Annotated in this window: 19 protein-coding genes and 1 other RNA gene; 11 read left to right on the top strand and 9 right to left on the bottom strand. The window is 60.9% G+C overall.

The window, feature by feature from the left end:
* Positions 1-50: 50 nt before the first annotated feature.
* From I6G90_RS06370 to I6G90_RS06335, 8 genes are all read right to left on the bottom strand, one after another.
* The gene (locus tag I6G90_RS06370) at positions 51-3,038 is read right to left on the bottom strand and encodes a DUF748 domain-containing protein (RefSeq protein ID WP_197930324.1); all 2,988 of its coding nucleotides are present in this window, start codon (positions 3,036-3,038) and stop codon (positions 51-53) included.
* A 52-nt stretch (positions 3,039-3,090) separates the two neighbouring features.
* Positions 3,091-3,852, bottom strand: coding sequence for a substrate-binding periplasmic protein (locus tag I6G90_RS06365; RefSeq protein ID WP_139405932.1), 762 nt, complete (start codon positions 3,850-3,852; stop codon positions 3,091-3,093).
* Between the two features lie 36 nt (positions 3,853-3,888).
* The gene (locus tag I6G90_RS06360; protein ID WP_075112978.1) at positions 3,889-4,299 is read right to left on the bottom strand and encodes a MerR family transcriptional regulator; all 411 of its coding nucleotides are present in this window, start codon (positions 4,297-4,299) and stop codon (positions 3,889-3,891) included.
* A 2-nt stretch (positions 4,300-4,301) separates the two neighbouring features.
* Positions 4,302-5,270 carry a hydroxymethylglutaryl-CoA lyase gene (locus tag I6G90_RS06355; RefSeq protein ID WP_197930323.1) on the bottom strand — a complete coding sequence of 323 codons (969 nt, stop codon included), beginning with the start codon at positions 5,268-5,270 and terminating at the stop codon, positions 4,302-4,304.
* Complete coding sequence (locus I6G90_RS06350) at positions 5,267-7,237, bottom strand: acetyl/propionyl/methylcrotonyl-CoA carboxylase subunit alpha (RefSeq protein WP_197930322.1); 1,971 nt, start codon at positions 7,235-7,237, stop codon at positions 5,267-5,269. The genes I6G90_RS06355 and I6G90_RS06350 overlap by 4 nt, the downstream gene beginning before the upstream one ends.
* A gap of 109 nt (positions 7,238-7,346) precedes the next feature.
* Positions 7,347-8,183, bottom strand: a complete 837-nt coding sequence (locus I6G90_RS06345) for an enoyl-CoA hydratase-related protein (protein ID WP_197930321.1) — start codon at positions 8,181-8,183, stop codon at positions 7,347-7,349.
* 11 nt (positions 8,184-8,194) lie between these two features.
* Entirely contained in the window at positions 8,195-9,814 is a 1,620-nt protein-coding gene (locus I6G90_RS06340; protein WP_197930320.1) for a carboxyl transferase domain-containing protein, read from the bottom strand.
* The gene (locus tag I6G90_RS06335) at positions 9,811-10,953 is read right to left on the bottom strand and encodes an isovaleryl-CoA dehydrogenase (RefSeq protein WP_197930319.1); all 1,143 of its coding nucleotides are present in this window, start codon (positions 10,951-10,953) and stop codon (positions 9,811-9,813) included. The genes I6G90_RS06340 and I6G90_RS06335 overlap by 4 nt, the downstream gene beginning before the upstream one ends.
* A 305-nt stretch (positions 10,954-11,258) precedes the next feature.
* Here I6G90_RS06335 and I6G90_RS06330 point away from each other — a divergent pair, with 305 nt between their 5' ends.
* From I6G90_RS06330 to ffs, 8 genes are all read left to right on the top strand, one after another.
* Complete coding sequence (locus I6G90_RS06330) at positions 11,259-12,416, top strand: acyl-CoA dehydrogenase family protein (protein ID WP_197930318.1); 1,158 nt, start codon at positions 11,259-11,261, stop codon at positions 12,414-12,416.
* Positions 12,417-12,556: 140 nt separating this feature from the next.
* The gene (locus I6G90_RS06325) at positions 12,557-13,339 is read left to right on the top strand and encodes an enoyl-CoA hydratase (protein WP_197930316.1); all 783 of its coding nucleotides are present in this window, start codon (positions 12,557-12,559) and stop codon (positions 13,337-13,339) included.
* A gap of 18 nt (positions 13,340-13,357) precedes the next feature.
* The gene (locus I6G90_RS06320) at positions 13,358-14,470 is read left to right on the top strand and encodes an enoyl-CoA hydratase/isomerase family protein (protein ID WP_197930314.1); all 1,113 of its coding nucleotides are present in this window, start codon (positions 13,358-13,360) and stop codon (positions 14,468-14,470) included.
* A 51-nt stretch (positions 14,471-14,521) separates the two neighbouring features.
* Positions 14,522-15,442 (top strand): 3-hydroxyisobutyrate dehydrogenase, encoded by a 921-nt coding sequence (gene mmsB / locus I6G90_RS06315; RefSeq protein WP_197930312.1) that lies wholly within the window; start codon positions 14,522-14,524, stop codon positions 15,440-15,442.
* Positions 15,443-15,494: 52 nt separating this feature from the next.
* On the top strand, positions 15,495-16,274 hold the full coding sequence (locus I6G90_RS06310; RefSeq protein WP_197930310.1) for an SDR family oxidoreductase: 780 nt from the start codon (positions 15,495-15,497) through the stop codon (positions 16,272-16,274).
* Positions 16,275-16,633: 359 nt separating this feature from the next.
* On the top strand, positions 16,634-18,070 hold the full coding sequence (gene arcD, locus I6G90_RS06305) for an arginine-ornithine antiporter (RefSeq protein ID WP_058051835.1): 1,437 nt from the start codon (positions 16,634-16,636) through the stop codon (positions 18,068-18,070).
* 106 nt (positions 18,071-18,176) lie between these two features.
* Positions 18,177-18,965: a sulfite exporter TauE/SafE family protein gene (locus I6G90_RS06300; RefSeq protein ID WP_197930308.1), complete on the top strand. Its 789-nt coding sequence runs from the start codon at positions 18,177-18,179 to the stop codon at positions 18,963-18,965.
* Positions 18,966-19,067: 102 nt separating this feature from the next.
* Positions 19,068-19,164, top strand: an RNA gene (gene ffs / locus I6G90_RS06295) — signal recognition particle sRNA small type.
* A gap of 315 nt (positions 19,165-19,479) precedes the next feature.
* Here ffs and I6G90_RS06290 read toward each other — a convergent pair.
* Positions 19,480-20,556 (bottom strand): permease, encoded by a 1,077-nt coding sequence (locus tag I6G90_RS06290; protein WP_197930306.1) that lies wholly within the window; start codon positions 20,554-20,556, stop codon positions 19,480-19,482.
* A gap of 106 nt (positions 20,557-20,662) precedes the next feature.
* Between I6G90_RS06290 and I6G90_RS06285 the strand changes: the two genes are divergently transcribed.
* The 3 genes from I6G90_RS06285 to arsD all read left to right on the top strand — a co-directional run bounded on the left by I6G90_RS06285 (position 20,663) and on the right by arsD (position 21,845).
* The gene (locus tag I6G90_RS06285) at positions 20,663-20,959 is read left to right on the top strand and encodes an ArsR/SmtB family transcription factor (protein ID WP_058051847.1); all 297 of its coding nucleotides are present in this window, start codon (positions 20,663-20,665) and stop codon (positions 20,957-20,959) included.
* An 85-nt stretch (positions 20,960-21,044) separates the two neighbouring features.
* Positions 21,045-21,413, top strand: coding sequence for an ArsR/SmtB family transcription factor (locus I6G90_RS06280; protein ID WP_042062690.1), 369 nt, complete (start codon positions 21,045-21,047; stop codon positions 21,411-21,413).
* A gap of 3 nt (positions 21,414-21,416) precedes the next feature.
* Positions 21,417-21,845, top strand: coding sequence for an arsenite efflux transporter metallochaperone ArsD (gene arsD, locus I6G90_RS06275; protein WP_197930303.1), 429 nt, complete (start codon positions 21,417-21,419; stop codon positions 21,843-21,845).
* Positions 21,846-21,854: the final 9 nt, after the last annotated feature.

Here is a 21,854-nt window from a genome sequence, read left to right as displayed (position 1 = left end):
ATAGTTGAGGGGTTGTATTTTTATTACGCTTTTTGCGCTGTGCGGCGGCGTTACTGATCCAGCGTCAGGATCACTTTGGCTTCCTTGTCCTCTTCCTTGACCTGGCTGTCGAGCACGAATAGCCGCTCCGGGGTGATCCCCTGGCTGTCGACCAGAAACTCCTTGGTATTTTGTGCCCGGCGCATGGCGAGATTGCGCAGGGATTTGGCGGTGATGAGCTGTTGATCCCGCAGCAGGATCACTGCCTGGGCCCGCAGTGCCGCGCTCTCTTCATCCAGATGGAGCCGATCGGCCAGATCTTCCAGATCTTCGCCAAAGCGCTCTTCGTAGGCTTGGGCCAGCGCCTCTTGCAGGGCGGGGTCCTGTTCCAGCAGGTCGAGATCCGCCTGATTGCCAGTCAGTTTGGCCAGTACCCGCTCCAGCTTTTGCCGTTGCAGGATGGGGCGCTCCTCGTTGAAGTTAACCTTGCCGCGAATATTCATGCTGAGCTTGGGTCTATCTTTGAGGGCTTGCGCCAGCTTGACCAGTTTCTCCTGCTGGGTGGGGGTGAGATCGGGATCCCCCGGCAGGAAGGGAAGTTCGTCCAGATCGTCGGTGCCATCAGCCAGCGAGGCGAGCAGGGAGAAGGGGGAGGTGATCGCCTTGCTCAGGGTGTTGCCCAGCACATCCCAGAAGATATTGCCGATGCTGAAGTCCGGTTGTTCGAGATCCCCCTTCACCTTGAGGTTCATCTGTATTACCCCGTTGGCATCGCTCAGCAGGGCGATGGCCAGCCCCAGCGGCAGATCTTTGGCTTGCTCACTCTTGATCTTCTCGCCCAGCTGCAGCTTCTTGATGGTGATGTCGTTATCCCCCTCCAGCCGGTTGCCCTCCAGCTTGTAGTGCAGCTTCATGGAGAGCTGGCCCTTGTCGATGGCATAACCGGCATAGGTGCCCGAGTAGGGGGTAAAGGTGGTGAGCTCCAGATTGTGGAAGGCGACCGCGATGTCGAGGAGCGGGTTGGCAACCAGCAGGTTGGTGCCGCCGCGGATGGTCACCGGCGCATAGCGATCCACCTTGCCGTTAAAGGCGAGATCGGAGCGTTGCCCCGGAATATTGCTGATATGACGGCTCTGGCCGCCCAGTGAGGCGATATCGGCCACGAAATCCTGACTCAGGCTGCGATCGGCAAAGCGCAGGTTGCCCTGCTCGGTGCGCAGCTGGTCGATGGTGAAACGAAAGTCGGGAGTTTTGCTGCCTGCAGCCGCTTGAGTGCTGTTGGTCGCTGCCGGTTGTGGCAAGAGCAGCTGTTGCAAGTTGGTGGTGCCATCCTCGTGGATCTCGATGCGGGCGAAGGGTTTGTTCAGGGCAATCTCCTTGATCCGCATCTGCTGGCTGATGCCGTCGTACGTCAGACCGGTGAGAGCCAGGGTGTTGAACTCCAGCAGCCGCTGATTGTCTGCCCGATCGACCACCTTGAGCCCGTTGACATCGAGCCCCCCTTGCAGGCTCAGCTTGCTGAGATCCCCCTGGGTTGTGGTGGCAAGATCGAGTCGGGTCTTGCTGCTCAGCAGCCCGTTTTGCACCTTGATGCGTACCAGATCGGCCAGATAGGGTTGTGCCAGCGTCAGGGGCAGTCCCTGCTGGTTGATGTCGCCGCTTAAGGCGAAAGGGGTCAGGGTCAGTTGGCCATCAAAGGTGAGGGGAGTGTTCTGGTTGAAATGGGTGGCCAGAGTCAGTTTGCTCGGTTGCTCCCCCTTGCTGCCCAGTGGCCCCAGCGCCAGCTTGAGGCCGGAGAGCTGGCGTGCCAGCGGTTTGCCGCTGCTCGATTCGGTAAGGGTGAGAGCACCCTTGTCGATGGCGATCTGCCTGATCTGCCACTGCCAGGGTTTGTCTGCCTTGTTTTTCTTGCCGTTACCTGCTGTCTTTGCTTGTTGTGCCGACTTGGGCGCCGCATTTGCGGCGTTGGCCCCTTTGACGGGCTTGGCGGGGGCCGGTGCAATGAGCAGATCCGCCAGATCCAGCTCTTGCTGCGCGTTGAGGGTGGCCTTGAGCAGGGGTTGCTGCAGGGTCACCTTGCCGATCTGCAGTGACTGTTTCTGGCCATCGACCGCCAGTTCGCTCAGGGCCAGCTGGCTGAAGCGGGCAAACTCGTCGCCCTTGCGTTTTTTAAGCTGCCAGTTGTCCAGCGTCAGCTTGCCTTTTGACAATTGCCACTGCACTTCTTGCTTGCCCTCTTTGAGCTGGTATTCCACCTCTGCATTGGCGTGGCCCTTGGCCAGATCCAGCTTGAGGTAGGGGGCCCAGAGCGGGGCGAAGGGTTTCAGCTCGACCTGCTTGAGGCTCACCTTGCCCTGACCCATGCCGCTCATCACATCGAGTTTGCCGTGGGCGGCGAGGCTGCTGTTGCCGTTGATGGCGGCGCTCAGCTGATAGGCGGTCGGATGGTTTGCCTCGGTGCGCAGGTTATCGAGCTTAAGGGTCACTTTTTCCAGATTGAGGGGCGGCAGCCAGCCGGGTTCGCTCTCCTTGCGTTGATCCTGATAGCGCACATGCCCGTCAGTGACAGCGAGGCTGGCAATATCGACCAGCAGCGGGGCGCTCGTTGCCTCGGGCTCGGGGGAGGGCGCAGGGGCGAGCACGGTGGCCAGCGCATCGGTCAGATTGAGTCGAACGTCCCCTTTTTTGTCGGCCAGCCGTTGCAGCAGCACCACGGGTTTGGTCAGAGTGACGGCGGAAAGCACGACCCCTTTCTGCTGCCAGCTGGCTTGCAGGTCGGGGCTGATAAAGAGCTGCTCAAAACGGATGATGGGCTGCTGTTTGGCATCGAGCAGGGCAGTCGCGCCGAGGGTGAGAGATGGGTTGCGCAGTCCTACGTCAATCTCCCCCAGCGTCAGCTGCAGACCGTAGTGCTCGGCCAGCCAGCCGGGCAGATAGCGCTGGATCAGACGAGGGGTTTGCCACAGCAGCAGGGTGATCAGGATAAGAAACAGCAGGAAAGCGTAGGCAAGGTAGCGCAGCAAGCGGGGCTTGGGGGACGCGGGCTCGGTGGTGTTCATTTGGTGCACTCCCATTTGGTTCCCGCCATGGTACAGAAAAGCTGGATAGTAATCATGGGGTTGCGTGCTGTTGTACGCCGTACTTTGTCCAAAGGCGATCCAGTTCACCCTTTTGTTGCAGCGCTGCCAGCCACTGTTCCAGCTGGGCAGGGGTAATGGGGGCCGCGGGGTGAAGAATCGCGCGGTGCTGGTAATGTTGATCCCATTTTTGCGAGATCAGCAGCTGTTCAGCGGTGCCGGGATGGGCCAGCAGATACTGGTTAAGGTAAGAGACGTTGATAATGGCCACCTCACCGCGCCCTTTGAGCAGGGCTTGCAGGGCACTGATGTTGTCCTTGACCAGGGTGATATTGAGCTTGCGCTGCAGGTAGACGGGATCGGCATTGAACTGGCCGACGCCGTAGTGGTAGCCGGTCACCCCGATAAGGTGGTGCTGGGAGGGGTCATCGAAAAAGCGTTGATCCCGGCCCGCTTTCTGCAGTGCCACATAGACTTCGCCACCGCCGAGAAAGGGGGCTGTCATCTTCAACTTGTCGGTTTGCCAGCCCCATTTGCTGTCTTCAAACAGCATCAGCGAGAAGCGGCCCAGATCGAGCGCCTTGTAGCGGTTGGCGGCCGAGGTGGGGACAAAGATAAATTTCACCTCCTGCTGGATCTCGTTGAGCTGGTCGATGAGATCCAGGGTCAGCCCTTCATAGTGGGAATCGGAGATCTTGACCACGAAGGGGGCATAGGGGTATCCGCCAACCTTGATGAGGGGATGGCTCCAGCCAGACAGGCTGAACAAGAGCAAAAACCAGCACCAATATCTCATGGGATCCCCAGGGCAATAGCTTGTTCCCAGATTCGGTTAATCTGCGCCGCTTTTCAAGCTGTTAAGGGAATTAACACAGCGCTGTTCCGCCGCCTCCAGCTCGGTCATCACCATCTGGATATCTTCCAGTTGCTGGAGCAGGGCGCCGCGCTTTTCCTCGATGAGCTGGATCATGGAGTGGAGCTGGGTTTTGCTCGAGCGGTCGGTGTCATACATCTCGAACAGCTCGCGGATCTCCGCCAGGCTAAACCCCAACCGTTTGCCGCGCAGGGTCAACTTGAGCCTGATCTTGTCCCGGTGGTTGTAGATGCGGGTTTGCCCCTCCCGCAGCGGGGTGAGTAGCCCCTCGTCCTCGTAGTAGCGAATAGTGCGCGGCGTGACATCGAACTCGTGGGCCAATTCCGAAATGCTGTAGGTGATCTCCTTGCCGGGCAGGGAACGGGACATGGTCATGACTCCTGTGGGTGGGCAAGTGTCTGGCAGAGGCGGGCACGCAGCCGCTGGGCATTGGCGTGCAAGGCCTGACCGACCCGCGAGCCGTTGGGGCGACCGAGCTGCTCGCTGACCCACTGGCCGGTGGCCGCCAGTTTGTCGAGATCCACCCCCGTCGTCATACCAAGGCCATGCAGCAGGTAGACCACCTCCTCTGACGCCACATTGCCTGAGGCGCCCGGCGCATAGGGGCAGCCGCCAAGGCCCGCCACCGAGCAGTCGATGGTGCGAATACCGCGCTCCAGCGCGGGCAGCAGGTTGGCCAACCCCTGGCCGTAGGTGTCGTGAAAATGGACCGCGAGCCGCCCCGCCGGGATCTCGTGCAGTACAGCATCCAGCATGGGCGCCACCGTGCCCGGAGTGCCGACGCCGATGGTGTCCCCCAGCGAAATTTCGTGGCAGCCGAGATCCAGCAGTTGCTCGGCCATGGCGGCGACCCGTTTCGGGCGGGTTGGGCCATCGAACGGGCAGGCGATGACGGTGGAGAGGTAACCGCGCACCTTGATCCCGAGGCTGCGCGCCTCCTGCACCAGCGGGGCGAAGCGCACCAGCGACTCCTCCACGCTGATGCCGATATTGGCGCGGGTAAAACCGTCGGAGCAGGCGGTGAAGAGACCAATCTCGTCGGCGCGGGCGGCGATGGCGGCCTGCAAGCCTTGCAGATTGGGCACCAGGGCGCCGTAACGTGTTGGCCCCTTGCGCGGTAGCGCCTGAAAAAGTGCGGCGGAGTCTGCCATCTGCGGCACCTTTTTGGCAGAGACAAAGGCGCCCACCTCGATGCGCTGCAGGCCGCTGTCGGCCAGGCGCTGGATCAGCTCCAGCCGCTGGATCAGTGCCAGCGGGCTGGCTTCATTTTGCAGGCCATCTCGCGGCCCCATCTCCACCAGACTGACCCTGTCGTCACGGACGTCCTGTGATCGGTTCATGGGTGATCCTCCTGTATGGCTATCTCTTCGGCAAAGCGTACCAGTACGGCCCCCTGGCTCACCTGCTCGCCCTGTTTGCACTGCAGGGCTTCAATTACCCCGTCCCGCTCTGCGCGCAACTGGTGTTCCATCTTCATCGCCTCCAGCACCAGCAGGGGTTGCCCCTTGTTGACCGCTTGTCCCTGCTCGACCAGCACGGCCACCACGATGCCGTGCATGGGGGCGATGGCGCCCTGCGCCTTCTCATTTACCTGATCATGGTGGTGACTGTGTTGTTGATCATCGGCTGCGAAACGGATGCGCTGACCCGCCAGGGTCATGATGAAGGTTGCCTCCGAGCCTGCGACCGAATGGATGGGGATCTGCCGCCAGCACATCCCCTGTTGCAGCCGGATATGGTCATCGCCTTTTTGGTAGCAACAGGCCTCCCCTTGCCACCCAAACTGACCGTCATGATCGTGAAGGGTCAATACCCGGCGCTCATCGCCGATGCGCACCGCTGCCGTCCAGCAGCGATCCGGCCCCAGCCGAAATCCGCAGGCTTGCTGCCAGGGGGAGGGGCCCGCAGGGCGGCTCGTCAGCCAGAGGGTCGCCAGCGGCCAGGCGAGTTCAGGAATGGGCTGCGCTGTGGTGGGGATGGGCCACTGGGTATGGTGGCCCATGGCCAGGACGTCAGGCTCTTCACACAGGCGCAGCAACAGCGGGCCGTTGTGGATCAGCGGGCCAAGATCCAGCGCAGCAAGCGCATCAGCCAGTTGGGCGAACGCCTCGGCGCGGTTCTGGCCGTGGGCGATCAGCTTGGCGATCATGGGATCGTAATAGGGGCTGACCTCATCGCCAGCGGTAACGCCGGTGTCGATGCGCACGCCAACGGGCCAGTGCAGCCAGTGGATAGGCCCGCTGGCGGGCAGAAAACCGGCCGCCACATCCTCGGCGTAGAGGCGCGCCTCCACCGCATGGCCGCGCAGCACCACTTTATCCTGAGACAGCGGCAGCGGCCTGCCTTCGGCCACCGCTAGTTGCCAGGCCACCAGATCCTGTCCGGTCACCGCTTCGGTGACGGGATGCTCTACCTGCAGCCGGGTGTTCATCTCCATAAAGAAGAACTCATCCTTGCAGAGCAGGAACTCGATGGTGCCCGCCCCCTGATAGTGGATGGCCTTGGCAGCGGCCACGGCTGCATCCCCCATGGCGCGGCGCAGAGCCGGAGGAATGTTGGGGGCGGGCGCCTCTTCAATCACCTTCTGGTGGCGTCGCTGCAAGGAGCAGTCCCTGTCCCCCAGATAGATGGCGTTGCCGAGGCTATCGGCAAACACCTGCACCTCAACATGGCGAGCCTGGGGCAGATAGCGCTCCAGCAGCACCCGATCGTCGCCAAAGGCGGCCGTGGCCTCCCGTTTGACTGCTGCCAGTGACTCGTCAAAGTCAGCCAGCTGGTCGACCCGGCGCATCCCCTTGCCACCACCGCCACTGGCGGCCTTGATAAGTAGCGGGAAACCAATCTGGCTCGCCTGATCGCGCAAAAAGTCCGGCCGCTGATCCGTGCCGTGATAGCCGGGAAGCACAGGTACACCGGCCGCCTGCATCAGCGCCTTGGCCCCCGATTTGTCGCCCATGGCGAGAATGGCGGCACCGTTTGGGCCGACAAAGCGCAGGCCGCGCTGTTCGCAGGCGGTGGCAAAGTCGCTGTTTTCCGACAGAAAACCGTAACCGGGATGGATGGCATCGGCGCGCGCCTCTTTGGCAATCTTCAGCACCTTGCCGGTGTCGAGATAGCTCTCTCTGGCCGGTGCGGGCCCCAGATGCCAGGCCTCATCGGCCAGACGGGTGTGCATGGCATTGGCGTCGGCATCGGAGTAGAGGGCGATGGTGTGGATGCCGAGGCGTTTCGCCGTCTTGATGATGCGCACGGCGATTTCGCCGCGGTTAGCGATCAGCAGGCGCTTAATCGGAGTGTGATGAGTCATTGTGGCTCCCTGTTGTTCAAGGCGCACAAGTGCAAAACGTGTTGATCCGCACTCCGGTTATATTCGCCGTGGTTGGCGATCAGCAGACCTTTAATCGGGGTGTGATGGGTCATGTCTCATCCTTGAAACGGGGACGCCAGGCGGGAGGGCGTTTGTCGAAGAAGGCTTGCATCCCCTCCTGGGCTTCGAGTCCCACCCGAACCCGGGCGATGGTCTCGACAGTTTTCTCTTCGTGCAGGCGGGAAGGGTGGGCCTCTATGGCCGCCAGCAGCCGTTTGGTCTCTTTCATCGCCTCCGGCCCGTTGCGGCACAGACGCAGGGCTTGCGCCCGTCCCTCCGCCAGCAGTTGATCCGGTTTGCAGAGTTGATGCGCCACATTGAGCCGACAGGCGGTGATGGCATCGAACGGCTCGGCACTGAGCATGTAGCGGCGCGCCTGACGCATCCCCATGGTGCGTACCACGTAGGGGCTGATCACCGCAGGCACCAGGCCCAGGCTCACCTCGGAGAGACAGAAGCGGGCATCGTCGCTGGCCAGCACCAGATCGCAGGCACAGATCAGCCCCAGCGCTCCGCCATAGGCTGCCCCTTGCACCAGCGCCAGCGTGGGGAAGGGGAGCTCGTCGAGGGTCTGCATCAGCCGCGCCAGTACTCGGGCGTCTTCGCGATTGTGCTCGAAATCGGCGTGGGCCAGATTGCGCATCCAGTTGAGATCGGCGCCCGCGCAAAAGTGTTTGCCCTCGGCCCGCAGCAGCAGGGCGTGAGGGCGTTCGGCGAGATCATGACCATGAAGATGGGCCAGATCATCGAGGCAGTCGAGCAGCCCCAGCATCAGCTCGGCATCAAAGGCGTTGTGGCGGGCCGGGCGCGACAGCACCAGCTCGGCCAGCGGGCCATGCCGTTCCAGCCGAAACGGGTTCTGGGAGGAAGTGAGTGGATCTGACATAGGTTTGCTCCTTACATCCGGAAGATGCCGTACTGCTCGGGTTCAATGTGGGCACCCTGACAGGCAGCCAGTGCCAACGCCAGCACGGTGCGGCTCTGGGCCGGGTCGATGACGCCGTCATCCCACAGCCGTGCGCTGGCGTAGTAGGGGTGACCCTGGCGCTCATACTGCTCGATCACCGGGGCGCGGATGGCGGCGGCCTCCTGCTCGCTTAAGTCTTTGCCCTCGGCTGCCAGTTTGTCCCGACGCACCTGCACCAGCACCCCGGCAGCTTGCTCTCCCCCCATGACAGAGATGCGGCTGTTAGGCCAGCTAAAGAGAAAGTCGGGTTCATAGGCGCGGCCACACATCCCGTAGTTGCCAGCGCCAAAGCTGCCGCCGACGATGATCGTTACCTTGGGCACCCGGCTGCAGGCCACCGCTGTGACCAGCTTGGCGCCGTGCTTGGCGATCCCCTCCTTTTCTGCGCTACTCCCCACCATAAAACCAGTGATGTTCTGCAAGAAGATCAGCGGAATGGCGCGGCGGTTACAGAGCTGGATAAAGTGGGCTCCCTTCTGGGCGCTGTCGCTGTGCAGCACGCCGTTGTTGGCGAGGATCCCCACTTCCATGCCGCAAATACGGGCAACGCCGGTCACCAGTGTGGTGCCGAACAGCGCCTTGAATTCGTCAAAGTCCGAGCCATCCACCAGTCGGGCGATCAGCTCGCGCGCGTCGTAAGGGCGTTTGAGACTGGTGCCCACCAGACCGTAGAGCTCCTCTATCGGGTAGGTTGGCTCATCGTAGGTTGGGCTGCCCGAGGCCAAGCCCGAGATCGGAGCATGGTCACTGCCCAGATGGGTGAGCAGGGTGCGGGCGATGGCCAGCGCATGGGCATCGTCGCGGGCCATATGATCTGCCACCCCCGAGTGGGCGCAGTGCACTTCGGCGCCCCCCAGGGCCTCGGCGCTGATCTCCTCACCGGTGGCGGCCTTGACCAGCGGCGGGCCTGCCAGAAAGATGGTGGCCTGCTCCCTGACCATGATCGACTCGTCCGCCATGGCAGGGACGTAGGCACCCCCGGCGGTGCAGAGCCCCATCACCACCGCCAGCTGGGGAATGTTCTGGGCCGACATGCGGGCCTGGTTGTAGAAGATGCGGCCAAAGTGATCCCGGTCGGGGAACACCTCGTCCTGCATCGGCAGGAAGGCACCGCCGGAATCCACCAGATAGAGGCAGGGAAGGCGCAGCCGCTCGGCAATGGCCTGGGCGCGCAGGTGCTTTTTCACCGTGAGCGGGTAGTAGGTGCCGCCCTTCACGGTGGCGTCGTTCACCACCAGCATACACAGGCGCCCAGAGACCCGGCCGATGCCGGTGATGATGCCGGCTGCTGGCACCGGTTCGTCATAGACCTGCCAGCCAGCCAGCGCCGAGAGCTCGAGAAACGGGGATCCCGGGTCCAGCAACTGGTTAATACGCTCACGGGGCAGCAGTTTGCCGCGGGCCTGATGGCGGGCGTTGTTGGCCTCACCGCCCCCTTGGGCGATCTCGGCAATGCGAGCATGGAGATCATCGACCAGCCCCTGCATGGCGGCCCGATTGGCCGCATATTCCGGGCTCGCCGTGTCGAGACGGGAGTGGATACGACTCATGCGTTCTCCCCCATTAGCTCGCGGCCAATGAGCCAGCGGCGGATCTCCGAGGTGCCAGCGCCGATCTCGTAGAGCTTGGCGTCCCGCAGCAGCCGACCGGTGGGGTACTCGTTGATGTAGCCGTTGCCTCCGAGCAGCTGGATGGCATCGAGCGCCATCTGGGTGGCGTTTTCGGCGGCAAACAGGATGGCGGCGGCGCAATCCTTGCGGCTGGTGCGGCCCTGATCGCAGGCGCTCGCCACCGAGTAGACCAGTGCCCGGCTGCTGGCGAGGCGGGTATACATGTCGGCGAGCTTGCCCTGCACCAGCTGGAACTCGCCGATGGCCTGGCCGAACTGCTTGCGCTCGCGCACATAGGGCAGCACCACGTCCATGCAGGCCTGCATGATGCCAAGGGGGCCCGCCGCCAGTACTACCCGCTCGTAATCCAGCCCGCTCATCAGCACCTTGACCCCGCCGTGCAAGGGGCCCAGCAGGTTCTCCTGCGGTACGCGGCAGTTGTCAAACACCAGCTCGCAGGTGCTGGAGCCGCGCATCCCCAGCTTGTCGAGCTTCTGGGCGGTGGTGAAACCGGGAGTGCCTGCCTCGACGATAAAGGCGGAAATCCCTTTGGGGCCTGCACTGGCATCTGTCTTGGCATAGATGACGAAGGTGTCGGCATCCGGGCCGTTGGTGATCCACATCTTGTTGCCATTGAGCACGAAGTGATCCCCTTCGCGCACCGCGGTGAGGCGCATGCTGACCACGTCGGAGCCGGCACCCGGCTCGCTCATGGCCAGCGCCCCCACATGCTCGCCGCTCACCAGCGGCGGCAGGTAACGGGCTTTTTGCTCCGGCGTGCCGTGGCGGTGGATCTGGTTGATGCAGAGGTTGGAGTGGGCGCCGTAGGAGAGGCCGACCGAAGCGCTGGCGCGGCTCACCTGCTCCATCACCAGCACGTGGGCCAGATAGCCGAGGTTCACCCCGTCATACTCCTCAGCCACCGTGATGCCGTGCAGCCCCAGCTCACCCATCCGGGGCCAGAGATCACGGGGGAAGGCGTTGCTCTGATCGATCTCGCTGGCGCGTGGGGCGATCACTTTCTGGCAGAAGGCCGCAACCTGTTCGGTCAGGGCATTCAGGGTCTCATCCATCTGCATCCATGCTCTCCTTGCGGATATGACAGTCGGGTAGGAAGGTGGGTTCGACCGGCTGACTCGGCGTTACGGCTGGCAGTGGTCGGTCCATTGTTGTACTTCACCTCTGTCTTAAGTTTACGTTAGCGTAAACGTAAATCAATTGTTAATCTGTTGTGTGTCGATAGAGAGATGGTAGTGAGAGTGTCATCAGCTACCACGACAACAGCGCCATAGTGGCAGATCCGAATGACCAGTGTGTGGGCGCCGCGTCATAAAGCACTAACTCAGGAAAATAAGCGCGGGGCAACAAGGGAGCGAACGACAAGATGGATTTTACCCTGACCGATGATCAACAGGCGTATGTGGAGGCGGCCGCCGCCTTTGCCGATGAGGCGCTCAAACCCCATGCCGCGCGCTGGGATAAAGAACACGAGTTTCCGATCCCGACCATCAAGCAGGCGGCCGAACTCGGTTTTTGCGGTCTCTATACCCCGGAGCAGTTTGGCGGATTGGGGCTACCGCGCCTCGATGCGAGCCTCATCTTCGAGCGCCTCGCCATGGGTTGCACTTCTACTACGGCGTATTTGACCATTCACAACATGGTGAGCTGGATGCTGGGCAGCTGGTTGCCCACCGAGGTCGCCGAGCAGTGGGTGCCCAAACTGGCCAGCGGCGAGCTGCTGGGCTCCTATTGCCTCACCGAGCCGGGGGCGGGCTCCGATGCCGCAGCCCTCAAAACCCGGGCGGTGCGCGAGGGTGACAATTATCTTGTCGAGGGGACCAAGGTCTTTATCTCTGGAGCGGGCAGCACCGACGTGCTGGTGGTGATGGCCCGAACCGGTGGTGAAGGTGCGAGCGGTATCTCTGCCTTTATGGTGCCGGCCGACAGCGCGGGCATCGTCTATGGCAAGCCCGAAGAGAAGCTGGGCTGGAACAGTCAGCCAACCCGGGAGGTGGCGTTCAACGGGGTGCGTATTCCCGCCAACTACCGGCTGGGTGAGGAGGGGGAAGGGTTCAAATTCGCCATGCAGGCCCTCGATGGGGGTCGCATCAATATCGCCACCTGTTCGGTGGGCACCGCCCAGCAGGCGCTGGATGATGCGCTGGCCTATGTGCAGCAGCGTCAGCAATTTGGTCGCCCGATCAGCGAATTCCAGAGTGTGCAGTTTCGCCTGGCCGACATGGCGACCGAACTGGCGGCGGCTCGCCTGATGGTACGTCAGGCCGCCGACAAGCTGGATCGCGGGGCACCGGACAAGAGTGCCTGGTGTGCCATGGCCAAGCGTTTTGCCACCGATGTGGGTTATCGGGTCTGCGATGAGGCTCTGCAACTCTTTGGCGGCTATGGTTATATCCGCGATTATCCGCTCGAGCGCTATCTGCGCGATACACGGGTACACCGCATTCTGGAGGGCACCAACGAGGTGATGCGACTCATCATCGCGCGTCGCCTGCTGGCCGACCCCGGCTTGTCGCTGGGTTAACCGGTGGTCGCAGCAAGGGTGTGTCTCCTGCCACCCGATTTGCGCCATGCCATGCCGGTTTCGGCTTTGTGAGCCAGCCACAGGTTGGTGTCATTCAAGCCTGTCATCATGGCTGCAGCTTCATCGACAAGGATAATGTTATGACAAGGATCAGACTCGAATATCATGGCCACGTTGCCTATATCACCCTCGACCATCCCCCTGCCAATGCCTGGACCCTCGCCAGCCTGCAGGCTTTTTTGCAGATGATGGTGGAGCTCGACAGCCGCCCCGACGTGGTGGCGCTGGTGATCCGCGGCGCGGGCGACAAATTCTTCTGCGCCGGTGCTGACCTCAATATGTTTGTCGAGGGGGATCTCGAGCGGGCTCGTCAGGTGGTCGACGCCTTTGGCAAGGCCTTCGAGGCGCTGACCCGTTTTCACGGCGTCAGCATCGCCGCCATCAATGGCTATGCCATGGGAGGCGGGCTGGAAGTGGCACTGGCCTGTGATATCCGCATCGCCGAGCAGCAGGCGCTGCTGGGACTGCCGGAGGCCTCGGTGGGCTTGCTCCCCTGTGCCGGTGGCACCCAGCGCCTGACCGAGCTGGTGGGGCCAGGCTGGGCCAAGCGGATGATCCTCTGCGGCGAGAAGGTGAGTGCCTCGCTGGCCTACGAGATGGGGTTGGTGGAGGAGGTGGTGAAAACCGGTCAGGCGTGGGAGGCGGCGCACCAGATGGCCCATCTGGTGGAGCGTCAGAGCCCGAGCGCCCTGCGCGCCTGCAAGACCCTGATCAATCAGGGCCGCAGTGGCCCGCGCGATGCGGCCCTGCCCCTTGAACAGGCGCTGTTTCTCGATCTCTTTAGCGATGCCAACCAGCGTGAAGGGGTGGCTGCCTTTCTGGAGAAACGCTCACCACGCTGGCAATATGGCCCAACAGAATAAATCCATACGGAGCCGTTTATGAGTGAGCCGGTCAAGGTTAGCTGTTATCCCACCGAAGATGGCCATCAGATCGGGGTGTTGACCCTCGACAGCCCTGCGTCTCTCAACGCATTGAGCCTGCCGATGATCCAGATCCTGCAACAGACGCTGACCCGTTGGGAACAGGATCCCGCCATCGTCTGTGTGCTGCTGCAGGGGGCGGGTGAGAAGGCGTTCTGTGCCGGTGGCGATATCCGCTCCTTCTATTACCGCAAGCAGGAGGCGAGCGGATCGGAACTGTTCGAGTATGCCCGCGACTTTTTCGAGCAGGAGTACCGGCTCGACCACCATATCCACGGTTACCGCAAGCCCCTTATCTGCGTGGCGGACGGTATCTGCATGGGGGGCGGCATTGGCCTGTTTGCCGGAGCCGATTTTCGGGTTGTCACCGAAAGAAGCCTGTTCGCCATGCCGGAGGTGACCATAGGACTCTACCCCGACGTAGGGGCGAGCTGGTTTTTAAGTCGGATGCCGGGGCGGCTCGGGCTCTGGCTCGGTCTGACCGGTGCCCGCTTCAACGGGAGTGATGCCATCGGTCTTGGGCTGGCGGATCACGCCATCGCCAGTGGCGAGCGCAGTGCGCTGCTGTCACACCTCGCCGTACTCGACTGGACTGGCAGTGGTGATCCCCGTGAGCAGATCGATCTGCTGTTCAGAGGGTTGCATGGTGAGGTGGCGGCCCGCTTGCCTACGCCTGTGCTGTTACCCCATCAACAGAGGATCGATGCCCTGCTGGCAGGACGCACGCTGCAAGGGGTATTGGTGCGGCTGTTCGAGGCCCAGTTCGAGGAACATGAAGCTGTGCTCCAGCAGGCGCAGCAAATCTGCCGCACCGGCAGCCCCATCAGCCGCGCCATTTTGTGGCGCCAATATTGGCAGGCTCGCCGCAACTCACTGGCCGAAGTATTTGCCGAGGAGCTGACCCTCTCGGTCAACTGCGTGCTCAAGGGCGATTTTGTGGAAGGGGTACGGGCACTGCTGATCGACAAGGATAAAGATCCCCGCTGGCAGCAGCTACCACCAGAGGGGGAGTGGCTGGATCAGTTCTATCGCTGGCCGCAGGGGAGCAATCCATTGGCCTGCAAGGAATAACATCTTGGCAACCGGCGGACGCCGCCATCAGCAACGCAAGGAGCAAGCGGGATGACAAGGATAGGGTTTATCGGGCTCGGCAACATGGGGGGCCCCATGGCGGCCAATCTGGCCAGGGCCGGGCACACGGTGCAGGTGTTTGATCTGGTTGCCGACAACATTGATCGTGCCATTGCGGCTGGCAGCATCGCCGCGGGGGATGCCCGCGAGGCGGTGACCGGCTGCGAGGTGGTGATCAGCATGCTGCCTGCGGGAGAGCATGTGCGCGCCCTCTGGCTGGGCGAGAGCGCCGGTGAGCGAGGCGGGCAGGATCTGCTGGCTGCCCTGCCGGTTGGCGCACTGGTGATCGACTGCTCCACCATCGATGTCGATTCTGCCCGTCAGGTCGGGGAGGCGGCCCGCGCGCGCGGCTTGCGCTTTATCGATGCCCCTGTTTCTGGCGGTGTTGCCGGTGCTGCCGCCGGGACGCTCACCTTTATCGTCGGCGGCGATGGGGCGGATTTTGAGGCGGCAAAACCTCTGCTCGCCAGCATGGGGCAGAACCTGTTTCACGCCGGGACGCTGGGGGCGGGGCAGATCGCCAAGATGTGCAACAATATGCTGCTGGCGATCCATATGGCGGGCACTGCCGAGGCGCTGGCGCTCGGGGTGAAGGAGGGGCTGGATCCCGCCGTGCTCTCCACCATCATGGGCAAGAGCTCGGGCAACAACTGGAGTCTGGAGCGCTACAACCCCTGGCCCGGAGTGATGGAGAATGTGCCTGCCGCCCGCCACTATCAGGGGGGCTTTATGACCCGTCTGATGGTGAAAGATTTGGGGCTGGCCATGGCGCTGGCCGAGCATGGCCACAGCGCGGTGCCCATGGGGGCGCTGGCGCGCAACCTGTTCAACCTGCATGCCGCCCAGGGGCAGGGGAGTCGGGATTTCTCCAGCATTGTCGAACTCTATCTGGATAAACAGGATCCCGCCTGACGGGCCACCTCTCTTCAAAGCATCTCCCCTCGACCAGCTACAAGGAGCATTGATGGATATCAAAGATAAGGTCATCGTTATTACCGGCGCCGGACGTGGCTTGGGACGCGCCATCGCTCTTGCCCTGGGCGCACAGGGGGCGACGCTGGCGCTGCTCGACATCAATTGCGCCGATCTGGAGGCGACCGCCGCAATGGTGCGCAGTCAGAATGATCAGTGCGATCAAGATAGCCAGTGCGAGCTGTTTGTCTGCAATGTGGCGAGCGAAGTCGAGGTTGAGTCGGTTTTTGCCGCCATTAAAGGACGCTTTGGCGTGCTGCACGGCCTCATCAACTGCGCCGGTATTCTGCGCGACGGCATGCTGATCAAGGTGAAAGAGGGCGAGCTGGTGGAGAAGATGACGCTGGCCCAGTGGCAGAGCGTGATTGACGTCAACCTCACCGGTACCTTCCTCTGCGGTCGCGAAGGGGCGGCGCTGATGGCGCAAGGGGGGCAGGGGGGCGTTATCATCAACATCTCCTCCATCGCCCGCGCCGGCAATATTGGCCAGAGCAACTATGCCGCCAGCAAGGCGGGGGTTGCTTCGCTGGTGGTGACCTGGGCGCGGGAGCTGGCCCGCCACGGTATTCGGGTGATGGGGATCGCCCCCGGGGTGTTTGCCACCGACATGACGGCGGCGATGAAGCCGGAGGCGATGGCGCGGATGCAGCAGGCCATTCCGGTCGGCACCCTTGGCGAGGCGCAACAGCTGGCCGAGACGGTGAGCTTTATTCTTGCCAACGACTATCTGTCGGGACGGATGATAGAACTGGATGGCGGTTTGCGTTTATAGAGATTTACACCATGGGGCCCCGGTGTTTCCACGGGGGCTTTTTTATGCAGATTATTTATACAGCGAGGGGCTGAATGGCGATGCATGGGGACCATGCGAGTCAGGTCACGTTGGCAGAAAAATGAGAAATATCAACGGGTCTTGGTTAATTTGAGCCAGCTCACAGGCCATGTGGGTCAGTGCTGTAAAATTGCGCGCGGTCAAGGCGGTGCATGATTGACGGGACGAGGGATTGCGGTCGGAATAGTCATGCAATATAGTTGCCGCCTTTTTCACGGGGTCAGGATTTCTAGCCCCTCCCATATTGCGTGCAGTATGAATACGGACGCTCTGCCGCCGCCTAAATAAACAGGATTGAGATGGACAAGAAACTAGGGCTGGGCGCCCTCATTTCGCTGGTGATCGGCTCTATGGTCGGCGCCGGGGTCTTCAGTCTGCCACAAAACATTGCAGCGCATGCCAGTGCCGGGGCGGTCGCCCTGGGTTGGGCCATCACTGGCCTTGGCATGATCTGTCTCGCACTGGTTTACCAGAACCTCTCCATGCGCCGCCCTGATCTCGATGGCGGTATCTTCAGCTATGCCAAAGCCGGTTTCGGCGATTTCATCGGTTTCAACGCCGCCTGGGGTTACTGGCTCTGCCAACTGCTGGCCAACGTCTCCTACGCCATCGTGGTGTTCAGCGCCCTGAGCTACTTTTTCGATACGCCGGACAACGTCATCTTCGGCGATGGCAATACGCCGGTCGCCATCACTCTCGCGTCCATCCTGATCTGGTCGGTGCATGCGCTGGTGCTGCGCGGGGTGCAGGTCGCTGCGCTGGTGAACATCGTCACCACCATCGCCAAGATGGTGCCGCTCATCGTCTTCTGCGTCGCGATCCTGCTGGCCTTCAACATGGATACTTTCACCCTGGATATCTGGGGCCAGAACAACATGGAGCTGGGCTCCGTGATGGATCAGGTCAAGTCCACCATGAAGGTGACCCTCTGGGTCTTTATCGGGATTGAAGGGGCCGTGGTGGTCTCTGCCCGTGCCCGTCATCGCAAGGATGTGGGCCGCGCCACCGTGCTGGCGCTGCTCGGCGCCCTGACGCTCTATGTGATGGTGACCCTGTTCTCGCTGGGTGTCATGAGTCAGCCGCAACTGGCGGCGCTCAAGAACCCTTCTACCGCCATGATCCTCGAAGCCGTGGTCGGCCCCTGGGGCGCCTGGCTTATCAACATCGGTCTGGTGGTGTCGGTGATGGGCGCCTTGCTGAGCTGGACCGTGCTGGCCGCGGAAGTGCCCTACATTGCAGGCAAGACCGGCGTGTTCCCGGGCTGGTTTGCCAAGGAGAACAAGAACGGCTCGCCGCAGGTGTCGCTCTGGTGCTCCACCTGTCTGGTGCAGACCTTCCTCATCATCATCTACTTCCAGAACAGCACCTATCTGGCGCTGGTCAACATCGCTACCTCGGCGGCGCTGGTGCCTTACGTCTTCTCCGGCGCTTATGGCCTGAAGCTGGCACTGAAAGGGGAGACCTATGAGGGTCAACCCCATCAGCGCAAGCGTGATCTGCTATTGGCCCTGCTGGCAACCGTCTACGGCTGTTGGCTGGTCTATGCTGCCGGTGCCGAGTACCTGCTGCTGGTGGCGCTGCTCTATAGCCCGGGCATCTTCATCTACTGGAAGGCGCGTCAGCATCACGGTCTGCGCGGCCTTAACCGGCTGGAGCAGGGGATGACGGCGGCCCTGCTCGGCTGCGCCGTGCTGGCCTTCTACAAGGTGATGGACGGTACCATTCCACTGCACTAACCGGCACAATGAAGAGATGGCCCTCGCGCCATCTCTTTTTTTTCATGCTGATATTGATCTGTTATCTGGCCGGTGTGGCCATTTTCCGTTTAAGACAGGAATTTTTATGCTGTTTATGGGTTACCTCCTGCTGGGGGCATTCGCCGGAATGCTGGCGGGACTGTTCGGGATCGGCGGCGGTCTCATCATAGTGCCCGTGCTGGTTATGACCTTTCACGCCCAGGGCGTTGACCCTGACATCATCACCCATCTGGCTCTCGGCACCTCGCTGCCCACCATGATCTTCACCGGTTTCAGCTCGCTGCGAGCCCATCAGGAGGCGGGCGCCGTCGACTGGGTGATGATCCGCCGACTCGGCGCCGGTATGTTGGTCGGTGCCTGGCTCGGTGGCATGACTGCCAATCTGCTCAGTGCCAGTACCCTCAATATCATCATCGGCTGTTTCGCCTGGAGCATGGCGCTGCAGATGGGGCTCAACCTCAAACCCAAAGCGGAGCGTCATATGCCGGGGCCGCTCGGCACAGGCATCGCCGGAACCCTTATCGGCTGGATGTCGGCGCTGTTTGGCATTGGCGGTGGCTCGCTGACCGTCCCTTATCTGAGCTGGAACTCGGTGCCGATGCGCAATGCGGTCGCTGCCTCTGCGGCCTGCAGCATGCCCATCGCGCTGGCGGGCAGCCTGAGCTACCTCTATGCCGGTTGGGGTCATGCCGATCTGCCCGAGTGGAGTGTTGGCTACATCTATCTGCCCGCCCTGCTGGGCATTGTGCTGACCAGTACCCAGTTCGCCCGCATTGGTGCCAAGCTGGCGCATCGTCTGTCACCAAAACGCCTCAAGCAGGCATTTGCCCTGCTGATGCTGCTGGTGGGGGCCAAATTTATGCTGTTTAGCTGATTCATTCGGCAGATTGTTGAAAAATAAGGCAAACGAACTGTTGGAAGGTAGAAAGCCATTGCATTGAGAGACCAGTTTGCCTATTCTCCTCGCCGGTGGTCCTATTGGTCCTCTCGCATTGATAACTCGTCAACCTGGTCAGGACCGGAAGGTAGCAGCCAAGGCGGGGGACTCGAGTGCCGGGATGTGGCTGGTAGGGCCACCACTTGTTTCTGCAATTCAATAAGTTACAGCTAATTACCCCCTTCAGACCTCTTGGTAATCCACTTGATGTGGATGGATCAGGAGTCTTCATAGTGAATCTCTGGCTCACTCCTCAAGGCATCTGGTACTACCGCAAGGTGACAGTGTTCCCCTGTGGCTGCCGCAAAGACATCAAGAAATCTCTCCGTACTCGGAACAAACTCGTCGCATGTGAATAAATAAAGCTGGCTGGGGCTCCGTCGCCCATGATGGTCATGGTGCAACCAGTTACACACAAAAGGGCCTTCTTTTTCAGAAGGCCCTTTGTCATTTATGCAAACAGCAGTTGGGTCAGGTAGCCCATCATGACGGCCATTCCCAGAATGACGGTGAGGAATGCCACAATCATCGGGGTTCTGAACATCGATTTGAGCAGGATCACCTCGGTCAGGCTGGCTCCTGCACTACCGATAATCAGTGCCATCACGGCCCCCATGCCCATCCCTTTGCCCAACAATACCGATGCCAGAGGGATAACGGCTTCTGCCCGGATATAGAGCGGAATACCCACGATGGCGCTGAACGGGATCGCCAGTGGGTTGTCTGCCCCTGCGTGGGCCGCTATCCATTCGGCGGGGATGAAACCGTAAATAAATGACCCTATCAGCACCCCCAGCAACAAGTAAGGCAGCACTTCTTTGAATTGTTGCCAGGCATCGATACGTGCCTTAGCGAAGGCTGTGGGAATGACCGGGGCCTGGGTCAGTGCCGCAGTGCCATCTGCGCAACAAGAGAGAGTGGGTGCGGTCTCATCGGGTTGCGCAGTACAGCAGGATGCCTGAGCCTTTAGCGGTTTGACGGACTTGATAGCATTGCTTGCACAGCAGGTGGTTGCACTCACACTGGTAGGCTTACTTGTTGTGGTGCCACAACCGGTGCCACAGCTACTTTGCTTGGCCTCTTTGGGGTCAATCACATGACGCTCAAACCTCAGCATGTCCAGCAGCATACTCGCCAGCACCGAAACGCCTGCGGCAATCACGGCATACAGTACCGTCACTTTCCAGCCGAAGGTGGCCCACATCAGGCCGACGATGATCGGGTTGAGCAGCGGCGAGACAAACAGGAAGGTCAGGGTTGGCCCAAAACCGGCTTTGGCAGACAAGAGTCCGCGCAGCATTGGAATGGTTGAGCAACTGCAAAAGGGCGTCAATGCACCCAGTGCCGCAGAGATTAAATAGCCCCTTCCTTTTCGCGCTCCCAGCATGGCCTGGATTTTTGTATCGGGGATCTTCTGGCGGATCAAGCTGACCCCGGCACTGATCACCAGAAACAGCACAGAGAGCTCGAAGGCCAGGAACAAAAACATCTGAGATGCATCTGTCAGCATGGTTAACCAGTCATTCATTTTCATGTCCTCTTTGATTTACCATATTTCCAAAATAGTCGAATCATTGGGGTGGTCAAGATATTTCTGGTATTATCGAAATATGTTCCATCAAGGAGAGTGAGCTATGGAGTTGGAAGAAGTTGCCAAGGCACTGAAAGAGCTGGGTCATCCGACTCGGTTGTTCATTTTCAAGCATTTGGTCAAGGCGGGGGAGCAGGGCCTGCCTGTCGGAGAGTTGCAAAAGCAGCTCGCCATTCCCGCATCGACCCTGAGCCACCACATTGCCGCGCTGGTCTCGGTTGGTCTGGTCAAGCAGAACCGGGAGAGTCGTACCCTGCTGTGCGTCTCTCAATATGAAGTGCTGGAAGAGATCATCGCGTTTTTCCGTGAAGAGTGTTGTGTAAACAGCAGCTGTACCTAAATACATCAATAGCAAGGTCTGGGTGGGTTGATCATTTCAACTACTCTTGTATAGTTGTACTCATGAAATGAATGAAGAGGTTCAAATGAATAAAGATACAGCCACTAAAGTCTTCGAGTCTCTCGCATCCGGTATCCGCCTCGATGTATGGCGTCTGCTGGTCAAGGCAGGGCTGGAGGGGATGGTCGCTGGCCAGCTTGCCAGTGAACTGGATATCGCCCCGAACACTCTTTCATTCCATCTGAAAGCCATGCTGCATGCAGGCCTTGTCTCAGTGGAGCAAGAGGGCCGTTTCTTGCGTTACCGCGCCAATATTCCCCTGATGCTCGACTTGATCGGTTACCTCACCGAGGAGTGCTGCGCCGGTCATCCGGAAGCCTGCGGGGTGATGAGGGCGGAGTCTGGCTGCTCACCCCATGTATTACCTGCGCAGCCATGCTGCAATAAGGAGTAGACCATGAGACTGATACAAGTATTCGACCCGGCCCTGTGTTGCTCCAGCGGCGTATGTGGCGCAGAGGTGGATCAGGCACTGGTCACCTTTGCCGGTGACGCCGAATGGATTAAGCAGCAGGGGGCTTCACTGTTTCGGTTCAATTTGGCTCAGCAACCTCTGGTATTCGCCGAGACCCCGGCAGTGGCTTCCTTTCTGGAACTGTCCGGTGAAGAAGGATTACCGGTGACGCTGGTTGATGGCCAGGTGGTGCTCACCGGTCGCTATCCCAGCCGCGCTGAACTGATCCGCTATGCAGGACTGGAGCTACCGAAAGCACCAGAAAGTGATGGTGCCGAAGGTGAACAGCCAGCAGCCGAGTCCAACAAAGCCGGTGCCATCAAAGGGATCGTCAAGAGTGGATGCTGCTCCGGCAGCAGTGGTTGCTGCTAAGCGTCATCG

Origin of the sequence: Aeromonas allosaccharophila, assembly GCF_016026615.1 — a bacterium.
Lineage (GTDB): Bacteria > Pseudomonadota > Gammaproteobacteria > Enterobacterales > Aeromonadaceae > Aeromonas > Aeromonas allosaccharophila.
Note: the sequence above shows the minus strand (reverse complement) of the source record. Positions and strands in the feature narration are given on the sequence as shown.

What these genes read in the sequence shown, in the direction of transcription:
- I6G90_RS06330 (WP_197930318.1), top strand. Translation starts at nt 11,259, where the DNA reads ATGGATTTTACCCTGACCGATGATCAACAGGCGTATGTGGAGGCGGCC.
- arsD (WP_197930303.1), top strand. Translation starts at nt 21,417, where the DNA reads ATGAGACTGATACAAGTATTCGACCCGGCCCTGTGTTGCTCCAGCGGC.
- I6G90_RS06310 (WP_197930310.1), top strand. Translation starts at nt 15,495, where the DNA reads ATGGATATCAAAGATAAGGTCATCGTTATTACCGGCGCCGGACGTGGC.
- I6G90_RS06320 (WP_197930314.1), top strand. Translation starts at nt 13,358, where the DNA reads ATGAGTGAGCCGGTCAAGGTTAGCTGTTATCCCACCGAAGATGGCCAT.
- I6G90_RS06335 (WP_197930319.1), bottom strand. Translation starts at nt 10,953, where the DNA reads ATGCAGATGGATGAGACCCTGAATGCCCTGACCGAACAGGTTGCGGCC.
- I6G90_RS06300 (WP_197930308.1), top strand. Translation starts at nt 18,177, where the DNA reads ATGCTGTTTATGGGTTACCTCCTGCTGGGGGCATTCGCCGGAATGCTG.
- I6G90_RS06365 (WP_139405932.1), bottom strand. Translation starts at nt 3,852, where the DNA reads ATGAGATATTGGTGCTGGTTTTTGCTCTTGTTCAGCCTGTCTGGCTGG.
- I6G90_RS06345 (WP_197930321.1), bottom strand. Translation starts at nt 8,183, where the DNA reads ATGTCAGATCCACTCACTTCCTCCCAGAACCCGTTTCGGCTGGAACGG.
- arcD (WP_058051835.1), top strand. Translation starts at nt 16,634, where the DNA reads ATGGACAAGAAACTAGGGCTGGGCGCCCTCATTTCGCTGGTGATCGGC.
- I6G90_RS06280 (WP_042062690.1), top strand. Translation starts at nt 21,045, where the DNA reads ATGAATAAAGATACAGCCACTAAAGTCTTCGAGTCTCTCGCATCCGGT.
- I6G90_RS06370 (WP_197930324.1), bottom strand. Translation starts at nt 3,038, where the DNA reads ATGAACACCACCGAGCCCGCGTCCCCCAAGCCCCGCTTGCTGCGCTAC.
- I6G90_RS06350 (WP_197930322.1), bottom strand. Translation starts at nt 7,237, where the DNA reads ATGACTCATCACACTCCGATTAAGCGCCTGCTGATCGCTAACCGCGGC.
- I6G90_RS06340 (WP_197930320.1), bottom strand. Translation starts at nt 9,814, where the DNA reads ATGAGTCGTATCCACTCCCGTCTCGACACGGCGAGCCCGGAATATGCG.
- I6G90_RS06325 (WP_197930316.1), top strand. Translation starts at nt 12,557, where the DNA reads ATGACAAGGATCAGACTCGAATATCATGGCCACGTTGCCTATATCACC.
- I6G90_RS06285 (WP_058051847.1), top strand. Translation starts at nt 20,663, where the DNA reads ATGGAGTTGGAAGAAGTTGCCAAGGCACTGAAAGAGCTGGGTCATCCG.
- I6G90_RS06290 (WP_197930306.1), bottom strand. Translation starts at nt 20,556, where the DNA reads ATGAATGACTGGTTAACCATGCTGACAGATGCATCTCAGATGTTTTTG.
- I6G90_RS06360 (WP_075112978.1), bottom strand. Translation starts at nt 4,299, where the DNA reads ATGTCCCGTTCCCTGCCCGGCAAGGAGATCACCTACAGCATTTCGGAA.
- I6G90_RS06355 (WP_197930323.1), bottom strand. Translation starts at nt 5,270, where the DNA reads ATGAACCGATCACAGGACGTCCGTGACGACAGGGTCAGTCTGGTGGAG.
- mmsB (WP_197930312.1), top strand. Translation starts at nt 14,522, where the DNA reads ATGACAAGGATAGGGTTTATCGGGCTCGGCAACATGGGGGGCCCCATG.